The organism is Rhizorhabdus dicambivorans, assembly GCF_002355275.1.
In the GTDB taxonomy this organism is placed as follows: domain Bacteria; phylum Pseudomonadota; class Alphaproteobacteria; order Sphingomonadales; family Sphingomonadaceae; genus Rhizorhabdus; species Rhizorhabdus dicambivorans.
In genome coordinates, this window is record NZ_CP023449.1 from 4,696,680 (window position 1) to 4,713,129 (window position 16,450).

General features: G+C 67.1%; 13 protein-coding genes and 1 tRNA gene. 7 read left to right on the forward strand and 7 right to left on the reverse strand.

Translation table 11 applies throughout. The features are described from left to right. Positions 1–86: 86 nt before the first annotated feature. A complete protein-coding gene (locus CMV14_RS22125; protein WP_066965614.1) occupies positions 87–1,568 on the forward strand; it encodes an AAA family ATPase in 1,482 nt (493 codons plus the stop codon). Here CMV14_RS22125 and CMV14_RS22130 read toward each other — a convergent pair whose 3' ends face one another. Together CMV14_RS22130 and trhO are read right to left on the reverse strand one after the other, a co-directional pair. Then, on the reverse strand, positions 1,569–2,195 hold the full coding sequence (locus CMV14_RS22130; protein WP_066965595.1) for a glutathione S-transferase: 627 nt from the start codon (positions 2,193–2,195) through the stop codon (positions 1,569–1,571). Further along, positions 2,185–3,150 (reverse strand): oxygen-dependent tRNA uridine(34) hydroxylase TrhO, encoded by a 966-nt coding sequence (gene trhO / locus CMV14_RS22135; RefSeq protein WP_066965592.1) that lies wholly within the window; start codon positions 3,148–3,150, stop codon positions 2,185–2,187. Before trhO ends, CMV14_RS22130 begins: the two co-directional genes overlap by 11 nt. Positions 3,151–3,312: 162 nt before the next feature. On the opposite strand from trhO, the gene CMV14_RS22140 reads away from it, so the two are divergent. Further along, entirely contained in the window at positions 3,313–5,256 is a 1,944-nt protein-coding gene (locus tag CMV14_RS22140) for an alpha/beta hydrolase family protein (protein WP_066965589.1), read from the forward strand. A 13-nt stretch (positions 5,257–5,269) separates the two neighbouring features. Here the strand turns inward: CMV14_RS22140 and CMV14_RS22145 are convergent, their stop codons facing one another. Together CMV14_RS22145 and CMV14_RS22150 are read right to left on the reverse strand one after the other, a co-directional pair. After that, complete coding sequence (locus tag CMV14_RS22145; protein ID WP_139114737.1) at positions 5,270–5,530, reverse strand: hypothetical protein; 261 nt, start codon at positions 5,528–5,530, stop codon at positions 5,270–5,272. 152 nt (positions 5,531–5,682) lie between these two features. Further along, the gene (locus CMV14_RS22150) at positions 5,683–8,082 is read right to left on the reverse strand and encodes an FtsK/SpoIIIE family DNA translocase (RefSeq protein ID WP_066965584.1); all 2,400 of its coding nucleotides are present in this window, start codon (positions 8,080–8,082) and stop codon (positions 5,683–5,685) included. A gap of 187 nt (positions 8,083–8,269) precedes the next feature. Between CMV14_RS22150 and CMV14_RS22155 the strand changes: the two genes are divergently transcribed. Then, positions 8,270–9,490, forward strand: coding sequence for a UbiH/UbiF/VisC/COQ6 family ubiquinone biosynthesis hydroxylase (locus tag CMV14_RS22155; RefSeq protein ID WP_066965778.1), 1,221 nt, complete (start codon positions 8,270–8,272; stop codon positions 9,488–9,490). A 30-nt stretch (positions 9,491–9,520) separates the two neighbouring features. On the opposite strand, the gene CMV14_RS22160 is transcribed toward CMV14_RS22155, so the two are convergent. Genes CMV14_RS22160 through CMV14_RS22170 form a run of 3 tightly spaced genes read right to left on the reverse strand, consistent with a single transcriptional unit; the run spans position 9,521 to position 11,203 of the window. Beyond that, entirely contained in the window at positions 9,521–9,694 is a 174-nt protein-coding gene (locus CMV14_RS22160) for a Trm112 family protein (protein ID WP_083215950.1), read from the reverse strand. Beyond that, complete coding sequence (locus CMV14_RS22165) at positions 9,691–10,305, reverse strand: LON peptidase substrate-binding domain-containing protein (RefSeq protein WP_066965581.1); 615 nt, start codon at positions 10,303–10,305, stop codon at positions 9,691–9,693. Before CMV14_RS22165 ends, CMV14_RS22160 begins: the two co-directional genes overlap by 4 nt. 1 nt (position 10,306) lies before the next feature. Further along, on the reverse strand, positions 10,307–11,203 hold the full coding sequence (locus CMV14_RS22170; protein ID WP_066965577.1) for a tetratricopeptide repeat protein: 897 nt from the start codon (positions 11,201–11,203) through the stop codon (positions 10,307–10,309). Positions 11,204–11,379: 176 nt separating this feature from the next. Between CMV14_RS22170 and CMV14_RS22175 the strand changes: the two genes are divergently transcribed. From CMV14_RS22175 to CMV14_RS22190, 4 genes are all read left to right on the forward strand, one after another. After that, positions 11,380–11,454, forward strand: a tRNA-Gly gene (locus CMV14_RS22175). A gap of 247 nt (positions 11,455–11,701) precedes the next feature. Continuing rightward, a complete protein-coding gene (locus CMV14_RS22180; protein WP_083215949.1) occupies positions 11,702–12,463 on the forward strand; it encodes a YkgJ family cysteine cluster protein in 762 nt (253 codons plus the stop codon). A 460-nt stretch (positions 12,464–12,923) separates the two neighbouring features. Then, positions 12,924–14,117 carry a DUF932 domain-containing protein gene (locus CMV14_RS22185; RefSeq protein ID WP_066965574.1) on the forward strand — a complete coding sequence of 398 codons (1,194 nt, stop codon included), beginning with the start codon at positions 12,924–12,926 and terminating at the stop codon, positions 14,115–14,117. Between the two features lie 125 nt (positions 14,118–14,242). Beyond that, positions 14,243–16,312 (forward strand): ParB/RepB/Spo0J family partition protein, encoded by a 2,070-nt coding sequence (locus CMV14_RS22190; RefSeq protein ID WP_096367809.1) that lies wholly within the window; start codon positions 14,243–14,245, stop codon positions 16,310–16,312. The last annotated feature ends 138 nt before the right edge of the window (positions 16,313–16,450 follow it).

Below are 16,450 nucleotides of genomic sequence, written 5' to 3' on the forward strand. Positions count from 1 at the left end.
AATTGGGGCGTTTCGCCACCGAGTCATCCACAGCTTTCTGCGCCGGGGGCTTGCCCCCATCCGTTCCCATCCGCCAGAAACCGCGCGTGACCGCACGAATCGACATAGGCACCACGGGGGGCACCAGCGGCCCGGGCCAATCGGTCTTCTTCGATACCGAGGAACTGCTCGCCACCCGTCTGCTCGTCCAGGGCAATTCGGGCTCGGGAAAGTCGCACCTGCTGCGCCGGCTGCTCGAAGGATCGGCGGGCGTGGTCCAGCAGGTGGTGGTCGATCCGGAGGGCGATTTCGTCACCCTCGCCGACAAATTCGGCCATGTCGTGATCCAGGCCTTCGATCATAGCGAGGCCGAGATCGTCCGCCTCGCCACCCGCATCCGCGAGCATCGCGTGTCGGTGGTGCTGGCACTCGACGAGCTGGAGATCGAGCAGCAGATGCGCTGCGCGGCGACCTTCCTGGCGGCGCTGTTCGATGCCCCGCGCGAGCATTGGTATCCGGCGCTGGTCGTGGTCGACGAGGCCCAGCTGTTCGCGCCCGCCGTCGCCGGCGAGGTGTCCGACGAGGCGCGCCGCGCGTCGCTGGGCGCGATGACCAATCTGATGTGCCGCGGGCGCAAGCGCGGGCTGGCCGGGGTGATCGCCACCCAGCGGCTCGCCAAGCTCGCCAAAAATGTCGCGGCGGAAGCCTCCAACTTCATGATGGGGCGCACCTTCCTCGACATCGACATGGCGCGTGCCGCCGACCTGCTGGGCATGGACCGCCGCCAGGCCGAGCAGATCCGCGATCTGCCGCGCGGTCAGTTCCTCGCGCTCGGCCCCGCCGTATCACGCCGCCCGATCGCGGTGACGATCGGCGCGGTGGAAACCTCGGCGAGAAGCGGCAGCCCCAAGCTCGTCCCCCTGCCCTCCGCCCCGCCCGAGGACCTGCAGGGGCTGCTCTTCGCCCCCGGCGACGATCTGCCGCTGGCGCCGCCGCCGCCCCGCGCGCCGGTGCCGACCAGCGACGACCTGCTGCGCGCGATCAGCAAGAGCGGCCCGGTGCTGACCCCTGCCCCGTCCGCCGGCCCCACCATGCCCGACGAGGAGCGTGAGGCGGTGATCGACGCGGTGCTGCGCGAGATGGTCGAGGATCCGGAAGCGACCTATCGCCAGCCGGCCATATTGTTCCAGGATTTCGCGGTGCGCTGCCGGATGCAGCGGCTCGCCCAGCCGGGGCTCGATCTCGCCGGCTTCCGCCGCCGGCTGGCGATGGCGCGCGCGGGGCTGTACGGCGAACTCGACGAGGGCTGGCTCGACGCGATGGCGATCGGCGCCTCGCTGCCCGACGATATGCTCGCCCCCTTCCTGCTGGTCGCCCGCGCCGCCCGCGACGGAATGGAAGCACCGTCCGACACCGCGCTGGCCCATGTCTACGGCACCCATTCGCTCGGCCGGGTCCGCCGCCTGATCGCCTATATGGAGGAACAGGGCATCTTCGTGCTGCGCACCGACCTGTCGGGCAAGCGATCGATCAACATCCCCCGGCTGGGATGGACGACGGCGGCATCGCTTCCCGAAGCCGCCGAATAATCAGGGAAACAGGATCGGAAGCTGGCCGGCCCGCCACGGCTCCAGCCGCACCATCGCAGCCGCGAACAGCGCCGATGCCAGATTCCGCGCCAGCCACGCCTGCAGTCGCAGCAGGGGCTGGGCATCGAACCAGCCCCGGTCGGTCTCGGCGAATTGCCGGACGAACGGGAAGATCGCGATGTCGGTCAGGCCCCGTTCGGCGCCGTGCAGATAGGGGACGCCATCGAACCGGCCTTCCAGCGCTTCAAGCAGCGCCAGCCCGGCGGCACGGTGCCTTGCCGGATCGGACTGGTGGCGATCGGGATATTTATAGCGATCGAGATGATGCTTGAACGGGCCGTCATTGGCAGCGATCAGCGCCGGATCGTCCCGTTCCAGCCAATCCTCGGGATCGTGGCGGCCCAGCGCCCAGCGCATGATGTCCAGGCTCTGGTCGATCACCGCACCATCGGGCAGCACCAGCACCGGCACGGTCGCCTTGGCCGATGCGGCGGCGAGTTCGGGCGGCTTGGCCGAAAGCTTCACTTCGCGGATCTCGCAGACCGTGCCGCTTGGCAGCAGCGCCATCCGCGCCCGCATCGCATAGGGGCAGCGGCGGAAGCTGTAGAGGATCGGCCTATCGCCCATCGTCGCGCGCGGGCGGCGCGACGACCGCCCCGACATGGGCGACGCCACGCGCCGCCGCGAGGGCCTCCTGCCGGTGCCGCTCGGCATAGCCGGCGCGCTGCGAATCCGTACGCTCCTCGGCGCAGGCCGGACAGCGCTCCCCCTCGACGAACAGCGGCGAGGCGCGGCCGGCGGCGCTGACCGGGCGGCGACAGGCACGGCACAGGCTGTGGCTGCCGGGTTCCAGGCCGTGGCCTACCGCGACCCGCTCGTCGAACACGAAGCATTCGCCCTGCCACAGGCTCTGATCGGCCGGGACGGTCTCCAGATATTTCAATATGCCGCCCTTGAGGTGATAGACATGCTCCACCCCCTCGGCCTTCAGGAAGGCGGTCGCCTTCTCGCAACGTATGCCGCCGGTGCAGAACATCGCCACCTTGGCGGCTGCGCCGTCGCCCAGCAACCGCTCCCGCTGTTCGCGGAACCAGGCCGGGAAATCGCGGAAGCTGGGGGTTTGCGGATCGATCGCCCCGGCAAAACTGCCGACCGCGACCTCATAATCGTTGCGCGTGTCGATGACGATAGTGTCCGGATCGGCGATCAGCGCGTTCCACTCCCCCGGCTCGACATAATGGCCGGCACCCTCCAGCGGATCGATGTCCGGCTCGCCCATCGTCACGATCTCGCGCTTGAGGCGGACCTTCATGCGGTGGAACGGCATGGTCTCGGCGCGGGCATATTTCACGTCGATCGCGGCGCAGCCGGGCAGGGAACGAATATGGGCGATCGCCTCGTCGATCGCCGCATCGCCTCCGGCGATCGTGCCGTTGATCCCCTCGCCCGCGATCAGCAGGGTGCCCTTCACGCCAAGCCGGTCGCACAGCGCAGCAAGCGGCGCGCGCACGGCCTCGCAATCGGCAAAGCGGGTGAACTGATAGAGCGCCGCGACGCGGATCGGGGAAAGGGGCTGGGTCATGTCGGTCCGCGACGCTCCTAGCCGCAACCGGCGGCGCGGAGCAAATATGGCGGCCGGCGTCCGGAAGGGGGTATCGACAATATATCTCCATATCGGAGGAAAAACCGTACGGACTCCTCGGCCAAGCTTCGGCTAAGCTGGGCGCCTGACTTGGGGGGATTGATGATCGGATCGCATGCGCTGCGGGTCGGCTTGGCCGTGCTCGCCCTGGCTACCACCACCATGATGCCTGTCGAGGCGGCGCCACCGCTGGAGGTCTACGGCCGGCTACCCGAAACCGAGATGGTGGCAATGTCGGCGTCAGGCAGGCGCGTCGCCATGGTCGCCACGGTCAAGGACCAGCGCCGGCTGATCGTGCTCGAGGAAGGCAAGGTGATCCAGTCGCAGCCCTTCGGGAATCAGAAAGTCCGCAGCCTGCGGTGGGCCGGCGAGGACAAGGTGCTGATGCAGGTGAGTCGGACCTTCTCGCTGGCCGTTGAGTTTCTGCGCGGCCGGTCCGAGATGTCGACGATGATCGTGATCCCGGTGAACAGCGGCCCGGTCTGGGCCGTGTTCGAACGCGACAAGGACGTATTCGCCGGTGCGCGCGGCTTCTACGGCATGTCGGGCGGCGACCGCTTCGCCTATTTCGGCGGCATCGCCACGAAACGCGACCGGGCCAGCGTTCAGGTCAATGACGGACGCCCGACCCTGTACCGGGTCGATCTGGAAACCAGGACCAAGCAGCCCATCGCATACCAGCCCGACAATGCCTCGCGGGACTGGCTGCTAGGCTCCGACGGCCAGGTCGCGGCCATGCTGGACTTCACCTCGTCACTGGGCAACTGGACGATCCGCAATGCCAGCGGCCGCGCGCTCGCATCGGGCAAATCGGCTTCGGGATCGGTAGACCTTCTCAGCCTCGGCCGCTCACCCCGGACGCTACTCTACTGGACACGCAGGGACGATGTCGGCGAGGGCGTGCTGATCGAGCAGCCCTTCGACGGCTCGCCGGGCACCGAGATATTGTCCGACGACAGCGTCCATGATTACATCATCGACCCCCGCAGCAAATTGTTCATCGGCTACGTCAGCAGCGGCGACAGGCAGATCCACATGTTCGACCCGCAGCGCGAGAAGATCGTCGCCGCGACCCGCAAGGCCTTTCCAAACCTGACCGTGGAACTGGCGGGATGGAACGAGGCCTTCGACCGGCTGCTCGTGTTCACGTCGGGCGAGGGCGATCCGGGCACCTGGTGGCAGATCGACCGGCCGACGCGATCGGCCAATGTGCTCAGTACCGCCTATGCAATCGAGCCGACCGATGTCGGCCCGATCCGGACCTTCACCTATCGCGCAGCGGACGGCCTGGAAATGTCCGGCGTGCTGACCCTGCCGCCCGGCCGTCCCGCGAGGAACCTGCCGGTCGTGCTGCTGCCGCATGGCGGCCCCCGCTCACAGGACGAGCCCGTGTTCGACTGGTGGGCGCAAGCCTTTGCATCGCGCGGCTATGCCGTGTTCCAGCCGAATTTCCGCGGCTCGACCGGGTTTGGGCGCAGCTTCGAGCAGGCGGGATGGGGCGAGTGGGGCCGCAAGATGCAGACCGACATCTCCGATGGCCTCGCGGCGCTGGTGAAGGAGGGAATTGCCGATCCCAAGCGCGCCTGCATCATGGGAGGGAGCTATGGCGGCTATGCGGCGATGGCGGGCGTGACCCTGCAACAGGGCCTCTATCGCTGCGCGGTATCGGTTGCGGGGGTCGGCGACGTCAGCAAGCTGGTTGCGATCAACCTGCGCGAGACCGGAGGGAACCCTTTCCTGGACCGCTATTACCGGCGGCAGATCGGCACCGGCCGGGACTATCGCGAGATTTCACCGGTAAACCATGCCTCGAAGGCCGATGCGCCCATATTGCTGATCCACGGCGTCGACGACATCGTCGTTCCGTTCGACCAGAGCAACGATATGGCGACCGCACTGAGCCGCGCCGGCAAGCCGTTCGAATTCGTCAAACTGCCCGGCGAAGACCATTGGCTGTCGCGCGGCGAGACGCGGCTGGAGATGCTGAAGGCGGCGGTCGCCTTCGTCGAGAAGCACAACCCGCCCGATCCCGCACCCAAACCCTGATCGGCGGCGGGCGTCAGCTACCGCTGCCGGCGGAAGCCACATGCACGGGCCGCGCGGCGGGGGTGCCGTCGACCTTCACCAGCCGCTCGCCATAGCGGACCGAGCGGCGCGGGGTCATCGCTTCGACCGTGCGGGCGGACGCGGCCTGCGGCTCGATATCCTGGCGCGGCGCCTCGACATCGAAGGCATCGGCGTCGAAATCGATCCGCAGGCCCTGCGCGCACAACCCTGTCGGAGCCAGTATCAGCCCGATCATCACTGCCAGTTTCTTCATGGCTTTGCCCTCGCCACGCATCCGATCATGTCGGACCGGTGACGATCATGCGGGCCAGAGGTGGAGCGGAACTTAAGCGGAGCGGTTAACGGGCTCTACACCCATTTTTCCCCACGCTACCTTGGTAGCACCGATTCCTTGCCAAAAGATGATCAGTTGAGGAAGCGTCCGAGGTCCGCCACATCGACCTGCACCTCGCGCCGGCCGACATGATCGGGCGAGGAGACGATGCCGTCCTTCTCCAGCCGCTCGATCAGCCGCGCCGCCGAGTTGTAGCCGACGCGGAGCTGGCGCTGGAGCCAGCTGGTCGAGGCCTTGCGGTTCTCGACCACCAGCTGGATCGCGCGGCGATAGACCTGGGTTTCGGGATCGTCGGGGCCGGTGGGGCCGCCCTCCATCGCGAAGCCGCCATCTTCGGGCTCCTCGGTGACCGCCTGGATATAGTCGGGCGTGCCCTGGCCGCGCCAGTGATCGGCCACGGCGCGCACCTCGTCGTCGGAGACGAACGGCCCGTGGACGCGGATGATCTGCTTGCCGCCCGCCATGTAGAGCATATCGCCCTTGCCCAGCAGCTGCTCAGCGCCCTGCTCGCCCAATATGGTGCGGCTGTCGATCTTGCTGGTCACCTGGAAGCTGATCCGGGTGGGAAGATTGGCCTTGATGACACCGGTGATGACGTCGACAGAGGGGCGCTGCGTCGCCATGATCAGGTGGATACCAGCCGCGCGCGCCTTCTGCGCGAGCCGCTGGATCAGGAATTCCACCTCCTTGCCAGCGGTCATCATCAGGTCGGCCAACTCGTCGACGATCACCACGATCTGCGGCAGCGGCTCGAACTCGAGCTTCTCCTCCTCATAGATGGGCTGGCCGGTCTCCGCGTCATAGCCGGTCTGGACCTTTCGGCCGAGCGGCTGACCCTTGGCCTTCGCGTTGCGCACCCGCTCGTTAAAGCTGGCGAGGCCGCGCACACCGACGGAGGACATCATCCGATAGCGGTCCTCCATCTGCTCGACCGCCCATTTGAGCGCGCGCACCGCCTTCTGCGGTTCGGTAACGACCGGCGAGAGGAGATGGGGGATGTCGTCGTAGATGCTGAGCTCCAGCATCTTCGGATCGATCATGATCATCCGGCACTGATCCGGCGTCAGCCGGTAGAGCAGCGACAGGATCATCGAGTTGATGCCGACCGACTTGCCCGAGCCGGTGGTGCCGGCGACCAGCAGGTGCGGCATCGGCGCGAGATCGGCGATCACAGGATCGCCGCCGATATTCTTGCCGAGGACGAGGGCGAGGCCGCCATTGGCGAGATCCTCGAACGCGTCGCTGGCGATCAGTTCGCTGAGTGACACGGTCTCGCGCTTGGCGTTGGGCAATTCGATGCCGATCACGGTGCGGCCCGGGATCACCGCGATGCGCGCCGACATGGCGGACATGTTGCGGGCGATGTCGTCGGCCAGCGCGATCACGCGGCTGGCCTTGATGCCGGCGGCCGGCTCCAGCTCGTACATGGTGACGACCGGACCGGGGCGAATCTCGACAATGCGGCCCTTGACGTTGAAGTCGTCGAGCACGGTTTCGAGCAGCCGCGCGTTGCGCTCCAGCGCGGCCTTGTCGATCGTCTTGTTGGCCGAGGGCGCCGGCGGGCTGAGCAGCGACAGGCTGGGCAGCTTGTAGGTGTCGCCGAGCGGCAGCGAGGATTGCCGCTCGCGCGCGACCGCCTTGGCCGAGGGCGCGGCCGCCTTCTTGCGATCGACCACCACCGGCGGCGGCGCCTGCTCGGCAGTTTCGTCGATCGGGGCATAGCGCGGCGGGCGCGGCGGCACGGGCACCTGTTCGATATCGGCGAAATCGGCTTCGTCGAACGGCACCTCCCCATCCTCGTCATGGGGTTCGCGCGGACGGCGGGCATAGGCGCCGCGCCGGAACAGCCAGTCGCGCTCATCGGCAAGCAGGCCGAGGCCCCATACCCACAGCGAGAGGCCAAGGATCGCGAACAGCACCGCCGCGCCCAGCCTGACCCCGTTGGCGATCATCGGATCGGAGATCTGCGCCAGCCCGAGCCCGACGAGCGCGGCACCGCCCAGCCCCAGACTGCCGCCGAAGCCGGCGGGAAGCCCGGCCACCGACCCGTTGCGGAACAGCGCGAGACCGACGCCGAGCAGCAGCACCGCGACCAGGGCAACCAGCAGCGACCGCTTCCACCGCCCCACTGGATGGCCACGCCACAGCCGCAGCCCCCAGAGAAAGCCGAGCGGCAGCACGAGCCCGACCGCCGGCCCGAAGATGCTGAGCGCGAGATCAGCGACCCACGCGCCGGCCGGGCCGAACACATTCTGCGCGGGGCCGCCCGCCGCGGTGTTCAGCGCGGGATCGGTGACATGATAGCTCGCCAGCACGAAGCCGAGTGCGATCGTCGCCGCGATCAGGCCCAGCGCGGACAGGATCGATCCGGCGCGCTTGCCGAGCCCGGACAGCGCCATGCGCCAGCCGCTGCCTTCGGCCGGCGCCGGATCGCTGCTTTCGCCGGCGATGATGATGCTGCGACTTGCCATATGACGCCTACCCGGATTCCCGCTTCGTTCCAGAATCCCACATGGCGGAGTCGCGGTCAAGCAAAGGGGCTATCGGCTGGTCGCTTCGCGCTGCCCCCTCTCCCGCCTCTCCAGACCTGTCTTTCCCGCACAGGCGGGAGAGGGATGGTCATTGGCTTCATCTTTCCCCCGGCCTATGACGCAGCGCATGGATCGCTATGACGTCATCATCCTCGGCGGCGGGCTCGTCGGCCTCACCCTTGGCATCGCGCTGGCCCGGCATCAGGTGAGCGTGGCGGTGATCGACCCGGCCGACCCGGACAAGGTGCTGGCAACCGGATTCGACGGCCGCGCCTCCGCGGTGGCGAGCGCGCCTTGGCGGATGCTGCAGGCGATCGGCGTCGGCGAGCGGCTGGAGGGCAAGGGTTGCCCGATCCACGCGATCAAGGTGCAGGACGGGTTGAGCCCCGAAAGCCTGATGTTCGAGCCGTCCGCCGACGACGGGGCGCTGGGCCACATGTTCGAGAATCGCGACCTGCGCATCGCCCTCGACCAGACCGCGCGGGCGGCCGAGGGGCTGACCCTGTTGCGCCCCGCCCGCCCTGCAACCGTGGAGCGCGACCTGGACGGCGTGCGGGTCACGCTGGCGGACGGACGGACGATAACCGGGGCGCTGCTGATCGGGGCCGAGGGCCGCCAGTCCCCGACGCGCGAGGCCGCCGGCATCACCGTGGCACGCTGGCGCTATGAGCATGTAGCGATGATCGCCTCGATCGCGCATGAGAAACCGCACGGCAATGTCGCCTATGAGATATTCTATCCGGCGGGGCCCTTCGCAATCCTGCCGCTGATCGATGGGCCGGACGGGGAACATCGCTCGGCGCTGGTCTGGACGGTGGACGAGAAGCACGCCCCGGCCATGCTGGGCCTGCCCGACCGCGCCTATCAGGCCGAGGCCGAGAAGCGGATGGGCGGGATGCTGGGTGCAGTCCGGCTGATCTCGCCCCGCTCCTCCTACCCGCTAGGCTTCCACCACGCCGCGCGGATCACCGACACCCGGCTGGCACTGGTCGGCGATGCCGCGCACGGCATCCACCCGATCGCGGGCCAGGGCGTCAATCTCGGCTATCGCGACGTCGCCGCGCTGACCGAAGTGCTGGTGGAGGGAATGCGGCTCGGCCTCGATCCGGGCGACGCGCAACTGCTCGCCCGCTATCAGCGCTGGCGCAGCCTGGACAGCTTCCTCGTCGCCTCCTCCACCGACGGCCTCACCCGGCTGTTCGGCCTGAAGGGCCGCACCGCGCGGACGGTGCGCCGCATCGGCCTCGGCGCGGTCCAGCGGCTAGGGCCGCTGAAGAAGCGCTTCATGGCCGAGGCGCGCGGCGAGACCGGCGCGATGCCGAGACTGCTGCAGGGCGTGGCGATCTGACGGCGGCCTTCGTCCCGCGAGGGGGCGGGCCTATTTTCCGAGCCGCCGCGCCTCTTCGACCAGCATCACCGGCACACCGTCGCGGATCGGATAGGCGAGCCCCGCCGCTTCCGAGAGCAATTCCTGGGCCGCTTCGTCATAGCGCAGCTCCGTACGGGTCACGGGGCAGACGAGCAGCTTAAGCAGGTCGGGATCGGCTGTCATTGCAGGGTCGCGGGATCGTCATCGCCGCGGCGGAAGAAGCCGAGGAACTGGGCGAGCAGATCGGCCCGGTCGGTGAGCGTCATCGCCTCCAGCAGCGCCTGCTTGGCGGCGGCGTCGAACGGCGCGATCGCCGATATCGCGTTGACCAGCGTCTCGTCGTCGAGCCGGCTGACCTGGGTCCAGTCGACCGCGACGCCGCGGCTGTCGGCGAAGCGACGGGCCTCCCGCTCGATCTCGGCGCGCATGACCATGGGCAGAGGCTCGGGCGTCTGCGCGTCGCCGAAGCTCGCGGTATCGCCCTCGACCTGTCGGAACGGCGTGGTGACCGGCAGCTCGCGGAGCAGCCGGAAGCGCGTGACGCCTTCGAGTATGATGTTGAAGCGCCCGTCGTCGAGCCGCTCGAACTCGCGGATATGGCCGACGCAGCCGACGTCGAACAGCGGCGGCGGCTCCCCGGGACCGCGCGGCTGGATCATCGAGATGCGCCGGTCGCGCGCCAGCGCGTCGGTAACAAGCGCCCGGTAGCGCGGCTCGAAGATGTGCAGCGGCAGATGCCCGCGCGGGAAAAGCAATGCGCCCGCCAGCGGGAAGATCGACAGGCGTTCGGCCATCTCAGGTGAAGAGGATGGCGGAGAGGCGGCGGCGCTGGTCCCGCACCCACATATCCTCGAGGCCGACGACCTCCAGCAGCTTGAGCAACCGCTGCCGCGCGGCGCCGTCGTTCCAAGTACGATCGCGGGCGATGCTCTCCAGCAGCTGATCCGCGGCGCCGTCGCGGTCTCCGGCGGCCATCAGCCCGCCGGCCAGTTCGAAACGCGCCTCATGATCGTCCGGATCGGCGGCAATCCTCGCCCGCAGCGCGCCGAGATCGTCGACCGAAGCGGCTTCGCGCGCCAGCGCCACCGCCGCCTGGGCACGGGCGATCGGCGCCTCCTTCGTCTTTTCGGGCGGCAGGGCGGCGAGCAGCGCGTCGGCCGCATCGACGTCACCGGCCTTGACCTGGGCACGGGCCAGTCCCGAGACGACATCGGCATTGTCGGGCGCCATCTCGACGAGCTGGCCGAAGATCGACAGGGCGCGCTCGACGTCGCCGGCCTCCAGCACCTCCTCGCCCATCGCGATCAGCGGGGCGATGTCCTCCTCCATCTTCTGCGCGTCACCCTGCACCGGCAGCTGGCGCAATATCTGGTCGAGCATCTGCTTGAGCTGGCTCTCGCTGCGCGCGGGAGTCAGGTCGGCCACGGGCTGGCCCTGGAAGATCGCGTAGACGGTGGGGATCGACTGGATACGGAACTGGGCCGCGATCAGCTTCTGCTCGTCGACGTTGATCTTGGCGAGGACGACGCCCTTGTCGGCATAATCGGCGGCAACCTTCTCCAGAACCGGGGTCAGCGCCTTGCACGGCCCGCACCATTCGGCCCAGAAATCGAGGATGACGAGTGAGGTCATCGACGGTTCGACGACATCGCGCCGGAACGCCTCGATGGCTTCCTTGTCCGCCGCGCTCATCCCCAGGGTGGCCACTTATGATTCTCCCTAAGTCCAAAAATCCGGCCCCTTATGTGGGAGGCCGCCCGCTTATGCCAAGCCCCGCAAGTTTTTCACGAATCAGGCTTGCGGACCACGAACCCCCACGCTAATAGCCGCGCCTCGACAGCAGGCAGGCCCTGCTGGACGGCGCCAGAGCGGGCGTAGCTCAGGGGTAGAGCACAACCTTGCCAAGGTTGGGGTCGAGGGTTCGAATCCCTTCGCCCGCTCCAGTTTTCTCCCAGAAAACCAACATCTTCCAGCGGACGGGCCGCTTGCTACAGCTGGAGACAAGGCCTCCGCGAAGAGCCATTGTCTCCATATTGTCTCCAATTTTGGGCGAAGTGTCGCGAAGGTTTGGCAGTGCCGGCGTAGGGCTCGGGTTTGTCGCGTGCTGGTGTAACCGTCCGGACGGTTCACGCGAATTGCATCGGGGCGCCCAAAATTGGTTGCGGTGCCCATGGGGCGGCCCGGGGACCAATGAACATCCACTTCGCGTGCACACAATGCGGCAGATGCTGCCATGGGTTGAGACTTACCCTCAGTGTCGACGAAGCGATCGCATGGGCAGGAAATGGCGATACGGTCCAGATCCTGACCGAGGCGCTGCCCCAGAGCGAGGGTAACGCTGACGAGGAATCGCACGCCGAATACGAGAAAGCTCGATCATTTCCCGCAACCAGCGGCGAGGCAACGATTCGGATTGCCGCAATCCTGGTCGCGTTCCACCCCGGACCTTGCCCCCACTTGCGCCCCGACATGCGGTGTGGAAACTATTCGGCGCGACCTCGCATCTGTCGCATATACCCGCTTGAAAGCCGACCGTTCACAAACCTGTCGGTTGAGCGGAAGCTCTGCCCGCCAGAGGCCTGGGCACTTGGACACCCGCCGCTCATGTCTGGTGAACTGATCGCAGACCCTGCAGGCGCCCGCATCGTTGGCGAACACAGGCGCATTCTTATCGAGGATGTCCCGGTCGTATCAGCAACATGCACAACACTTGGCATATCCACTGCAGCATTCGCTAACGAAGGTCTGGCCGTGCACACTCCTGAGCCTTCGGCTCTAGTCGCGGCCCTTCAAACGGCAAAAGCCGCATCCAGCCATTTGCCGAGAGCGGAGCAATGGGCGATTGTTACCAACCGCCGATCGACACTCGCGATACTGGAATCTGCGGGTTGCCAAGCTGAACTCGTCACCCGAGGTGGCAACTATCTCGGATCGTTCCCGGACGAAATTTGAGATCCACAAGGTCACACTGTGACCATGGTGCCTGCTGGGGAAAGCCTTCCCCTGACCAGGAGCCATCATCATGTCTCCTGCTACCCCTTCTGCGGGGACACCCCGCAACACCCCGAGAAGCGGAGCGGGACGAAGACGCGCTCGGTCCCGCACGCCGTTCCGGCGCGCTCCTGCGGGCGCGGCTTATGACGAGGATGGCCCCGCGCGCACTCTGAATCGGCGGTCATGATTTCTCGTCCAGGCGATGAAAGCCGACACGCCCCGCCTTTCCGCCTGTACGAGCAAGTGAGCAACGCCGCCTCGTTTCAGGGTGCGGTTGCTTGTCTTGGCAATCTCGCTGGCCGCTCGCGCGACGCGACGCGAAGCATGTGCAGGTGAGAGTGAGAGGCTGGCGGGCTTCGCCGTGACGGGATGAGGGTCGAGAGAGAGGCTCCCGGCCGCCCGTCATGGAGGTTTCCCCATGAACATGCAGGTTCTCGATGCGCGCCGTGACGTCAGCGGCGGCTACAAGGTTGACGTGTCCCGCGGCGAGCGCGTCGGTCGGGTTTCGTCGGAGTGGTTTTCACGGCCCGACGATGAGCGGTATCTCTCGCTCGGCGACCTCGCGCGCTCGGTGCGCGGTCGGTCGGAGCGCAGCCGCACCCGCGTCGTCGAAAGTGCGCTGATCCACGTAGAGGCGAATCGTAACGATCCCGAGCGCCTGGCGCTGATGCTGCCGGGCGCCGATGCGCCTGTCACGCCGACGCACTGGAGCTTCGGTCAGCTGGCGAGCCAGGTTGGCGCGCCTGCGGCTTACCTCCGCCAGCTTCCAGCGCCGCTGGCGGCGATCAATCTGCAGTACGGCCTGACCTCGAACCGGACCGAGCAGATCAAGACGCTCGAAACCGACAATGGCCGTGTCGAACTGCGCGCGGTCACCGGTCCCGACTATGGCCGGATCTACGACCATGAACTTGTCGAGGCGGTGCAGAAGATCGCCGGCAACGGCACTGGCGACACGCGTTGGAAAGTGCCGGGCGTGCTCGACTGGTCGACCGGCATCTACAATCCCCGTGTCGACATCACCCGTGACACGACCACGCTTTATGCCTCGGACCGGGACGTGTTCCTGTTCCTGGTCGACGATCTCAACCCGATCGAGGCGGGCCGCTTGCCCGACGGCTCGCCCGATCTCTACTTCCGCGGCTTCTACTGTTGGAACTCGGAGGTCGGGGCCAAGACGCTCGGCATGGCGAGTTTCTACCTGCGCGCCGTCTGTCAGAACCGGAACCTGTGGGGCGTGGAGGATTTCGAGGAGATCAGCATCCGGCACAGCAAGTACGCGGCGAACCGCTTTGCCCATGAAGCCGCACCGGCGCTGGAAGGCTTCGCCAACTCCTCGCCGCTGCCCTTCGTCAACGGGATCAAGGCGGCACGCGAGCGGATCGTCGCCCGCACCGACGAAGACCGCAGCGAGTTCCTGCGCGCGCGCGGGTTCTCCAAGGCCGAGACCGGCAAGATCATCGAGACGGTGCTCGCCGAAGAAGGCCGTCCACCCGAATCGATCTTCGACTTCGTGCAAGGGATCACCGCGCTCGCACGCGACAAGGCTCACCAGGATGCCCGGCTAGATATGGAGGGCAAGGCGAAGAAGCTGCTCGACCGGGTCCACTGAGCCCGGACCATCCCGCCAGTTCTCCGGCGTGGCGCTGCCTTCTCAGAGTGAGAGGGCGGCGCTTCGCTTCGTGACGGGTCGAGGCCGAGAGAAAGGCTCCCGGCGGCCCGTCATGGAGAATTGCCATGACCAAGTCTGTTCCCAAGCTGGTGCTCAGTTCCTCGCGCGACATTCCGTTCTCGCAGCTGGTGCTGAGCCAGAAGAACGTCCGGCGCGTTAAGGCGGGCCTCTCGATCGAGGACCTTGCCGAAGACATCTATCGCCGCACCCTGCTCCAGAGCCTCAACGTCCGCGCCATGCTGGACGATGATGGCAAGGAAACTGGCTTTTTCGAAGTTCCCGCCGGCGGCCGGCGGTTCCGCGCGCTCGAACTGCTGGTGAAGTCGAAGCGGATGGCCAAGGACCAGCCGGTGCCCTGCGTGGTACGCGAAGGCGGCATCGCCGAAGAAGACTCGCTCGCCGAGAACGTCATGCGCGAAGGGCTTCACCCGCTCGACCAGTTCCGCGCCTTCAGCGCGCTCGTCGAGGCGGGCCTCAGCGAGGAGGACATCGCGGCCCGGTTCTTCGTCTCGGCTTCGACCGTGCGCCAGCGCCTGCGGCTCGCTTCGGTCGCGCCAAGTCTGCTCGACGTTTACAGCGAGGACGGCATGTCGCTCGAACAGCTCATGGCCTTTACCGTCACCGACAACCATGCGCGCCAGGAGCAGGTGTGGGAACAGGTCAACCAGGGCCAACACACTCCGGCCTATCACATTCGCCGGTTGCTGACCGAACAGGCCGTTGCCGCCAGCGACCGCCGCGTGCGGTTCATCGGCATCGACGCCTACACCGAGGCCGGAGGCTATGTGATGCGCGACCTGTTCTCTACGGACGAGGATGGCTGGCTGCAGGATCCGGCGCTGGTCGAACTGCTGGTGAACGAAAAGCTCAATGAAGCGGCGCGGGAAATCGGCGCCGAGGGCTGGAAGTGGGTCGAAGCCGCCATCGACCTTCCTTACGGCTGCGAGCGGGGCAAGCGCCGGATCACCGGCACCACCGTTCCCCTGACCGACGAGGAACAGGCGCGGCTCGATGCGCTGGTCGAGGAGTACGATGCCATCGGCGAGGAATACCGCGATGGCTGCGACCTGCCCGATGAGGTCGATGCCCGGCTGACTGAGATCGACGCCGAACTTACGCCGCTTACCAGTCGCCCCGTAGTCTACGATCTCGATGAGATAACTCGCGCGGGCGTCTTCGTTTCGCTGGCGCACGACGGTCGGCTGCGGATCGACCGCGGCTATGTCCGACCCGAGGACGAACCGGTGGCAGAGGATCAGGGCACATCGGTCGATGCCGAAGCTGGCCAGCAGGCATCCGGTCCTGCGATCGGCGTTGGCGGGCAGGTCCAGGCTGAGCACCAGGGCGAAGACGAGGACGACACCATCCGTCCGCTGCCTGACCGGCTCGTCTCCGAGCTGACGGCCGTGCGCACGGTGGCGCTGCGCAATGCTCTTGCGCAGGATCCGGGTGCTGCATTCATTGCCGTTCTCCACGCACTCACCCTGTCGGTGTTCCGGCCGCACGGCACCCATGGCTGCGTGCAGATCGGCGTCACCCAGGCCTGGCTCGGCAACGTTGCCCCGGACCTGCGCGAAACGCCGTGGAGCCTGGCGATCCAGGAACGGCACGAGCAGTGGGCGGCGCGCCTCCCCGACGAGCCCGGTGCGCTGTGGGACGCGTTGAACGCACTTTCGCACGACGAGCAGATGGCACTGCTCGCCCACTGCGTCTCGCTCGGCGTCAATGCGCTGTTCGAACCGGTCAAGGGCTATGGCGGGCAGATTTCGGCACACGGCATTGCCTGCCGGATTGCTGCGGCAGATGCCCTGGCGTCGGTCGTCGGCCTCGACATGGCCGGCGCAGGCTGGGCGCCGACGGTCGACAACTACCTCGGCCGCGTGACCAAGCCCCGCATCATCGAGGCCGTGCGCGAAGCCAAGGGCGATGCGACCGCCGTGCTGATTGAGCATCTCAAGAAGGGCGACATGGCCCGCGAGGCCGAACGGCTGCTCCAAGGCACGGGCTGGCTGCCCGAACCGCTGCGGCTGCCGGTTATCGACGTTGCGGAGCAGGAAGCGCCTGACACTGACCTGCCCGACTTCCTCAACGATGACGAAGGCGAATTCGATCCGATGGTGTCAACGCCGGGATAAAAACGGGCCAGGCACCGGTTTAAAATGGGGCCAGTTGGTTTGAACAAAAAGCCCCAAGGTTGAGGCTGGGCAGCATCGGCAGCGGGGAAGCGGCTGGAGCGGAGCGGAAGCCGATTTCCCGCTGCCGATGGCCGCCCG

Excerpts from the sequence above, each read along its gene's own strand:
- CMV14_RS22130 (WP_066965595.1), bottom strand. The coding sequence starts at position 2,195 with ATGGGCGATAGGCCGATCCTCTACAGCTTCCGCCGCTGCCCCTATGCG.
- trhO (WP_066965592.1), bottom strand. The coding sequence starts at position 3,150 with ATGACCCAGCCCCTTTCCCCGATCCGCGTCGCGGCGCTCTATCAGTTC.
- CMV14_RS22140 (WP_066965589.1), top strand. The coding sequence starts at position 3,313 with ATGATCGGATCGCATGCGCTGCGGGTCGGCTTGGCCGTGCTCGCCCTG.
- CMV14_RS22145 (WP_139114737.1), bottom strand. The coding sequence starts at position 5,530 with ATGAAGAAACTGGCAGTGATGATCGGGCTGATACTGGCTCCGACAGGG.
- CMV14_RS22150 (WP_066965584.1), bottom strand. The coding sequence starts at position 8,082 with ATGGCAAGTCGCAGCATCATCATCGCCGGCGAAAGCAGCGATCCGGCG.
- CMV14_RS22155 (WP_066965778.1), top strand. The coding sequence starts at position 8,270 with ATGGATCGCTATGACGTCATCATCCTCGGCGGCGGGCTCGTCGGCCTC.
- CMV14_RS22160 (WP_083215950.1), bottom strand. The coding sequence starts at position 9,694 with ATGACAGCCGATCCCGACCTGCTTAAGCTGCTCGTCTGCCCCGTGACC.
- CMV14_RS22165 (WP_066965581.1), bottom strand. The coding sequence starts at position 10,305 with ATGGCCGAACGCCTGTCGATCTTCCCGCTGGCGGGCGCATTGCTTTTC.
- CMV14_RS22170 (WP_066965577.1), bottom strand. The coding sequence starts at position 11,203 with ATGAGCGCGGCGGACAAGGAAGCCATCGAGGCGTTCCGGCGCGATGTC.
- CMV14_RS22180 (WP_083215949.1), top strand. The coding sequence starts at position 11,702 with ATGAACATCCACTTCGCGTGCACACAATGCGGCAGATGCTGCCATGGG.
- CMV14_RS22185 (WP_066965574.1), top strand. The coding sequence starts at position 12,924 with ATGAACATGCAGGTTCTCGATGCGCGCCGTGACGTCAGCGGCGGCTAC.
- CMV14_RS22190 (WP_096367809.1), top strand. The coding sequence starts at position 14,243 with ATGACCAAGTCTGTTCCCAAGCTGGTGCTCAGTTCCTCGCGCGACATT.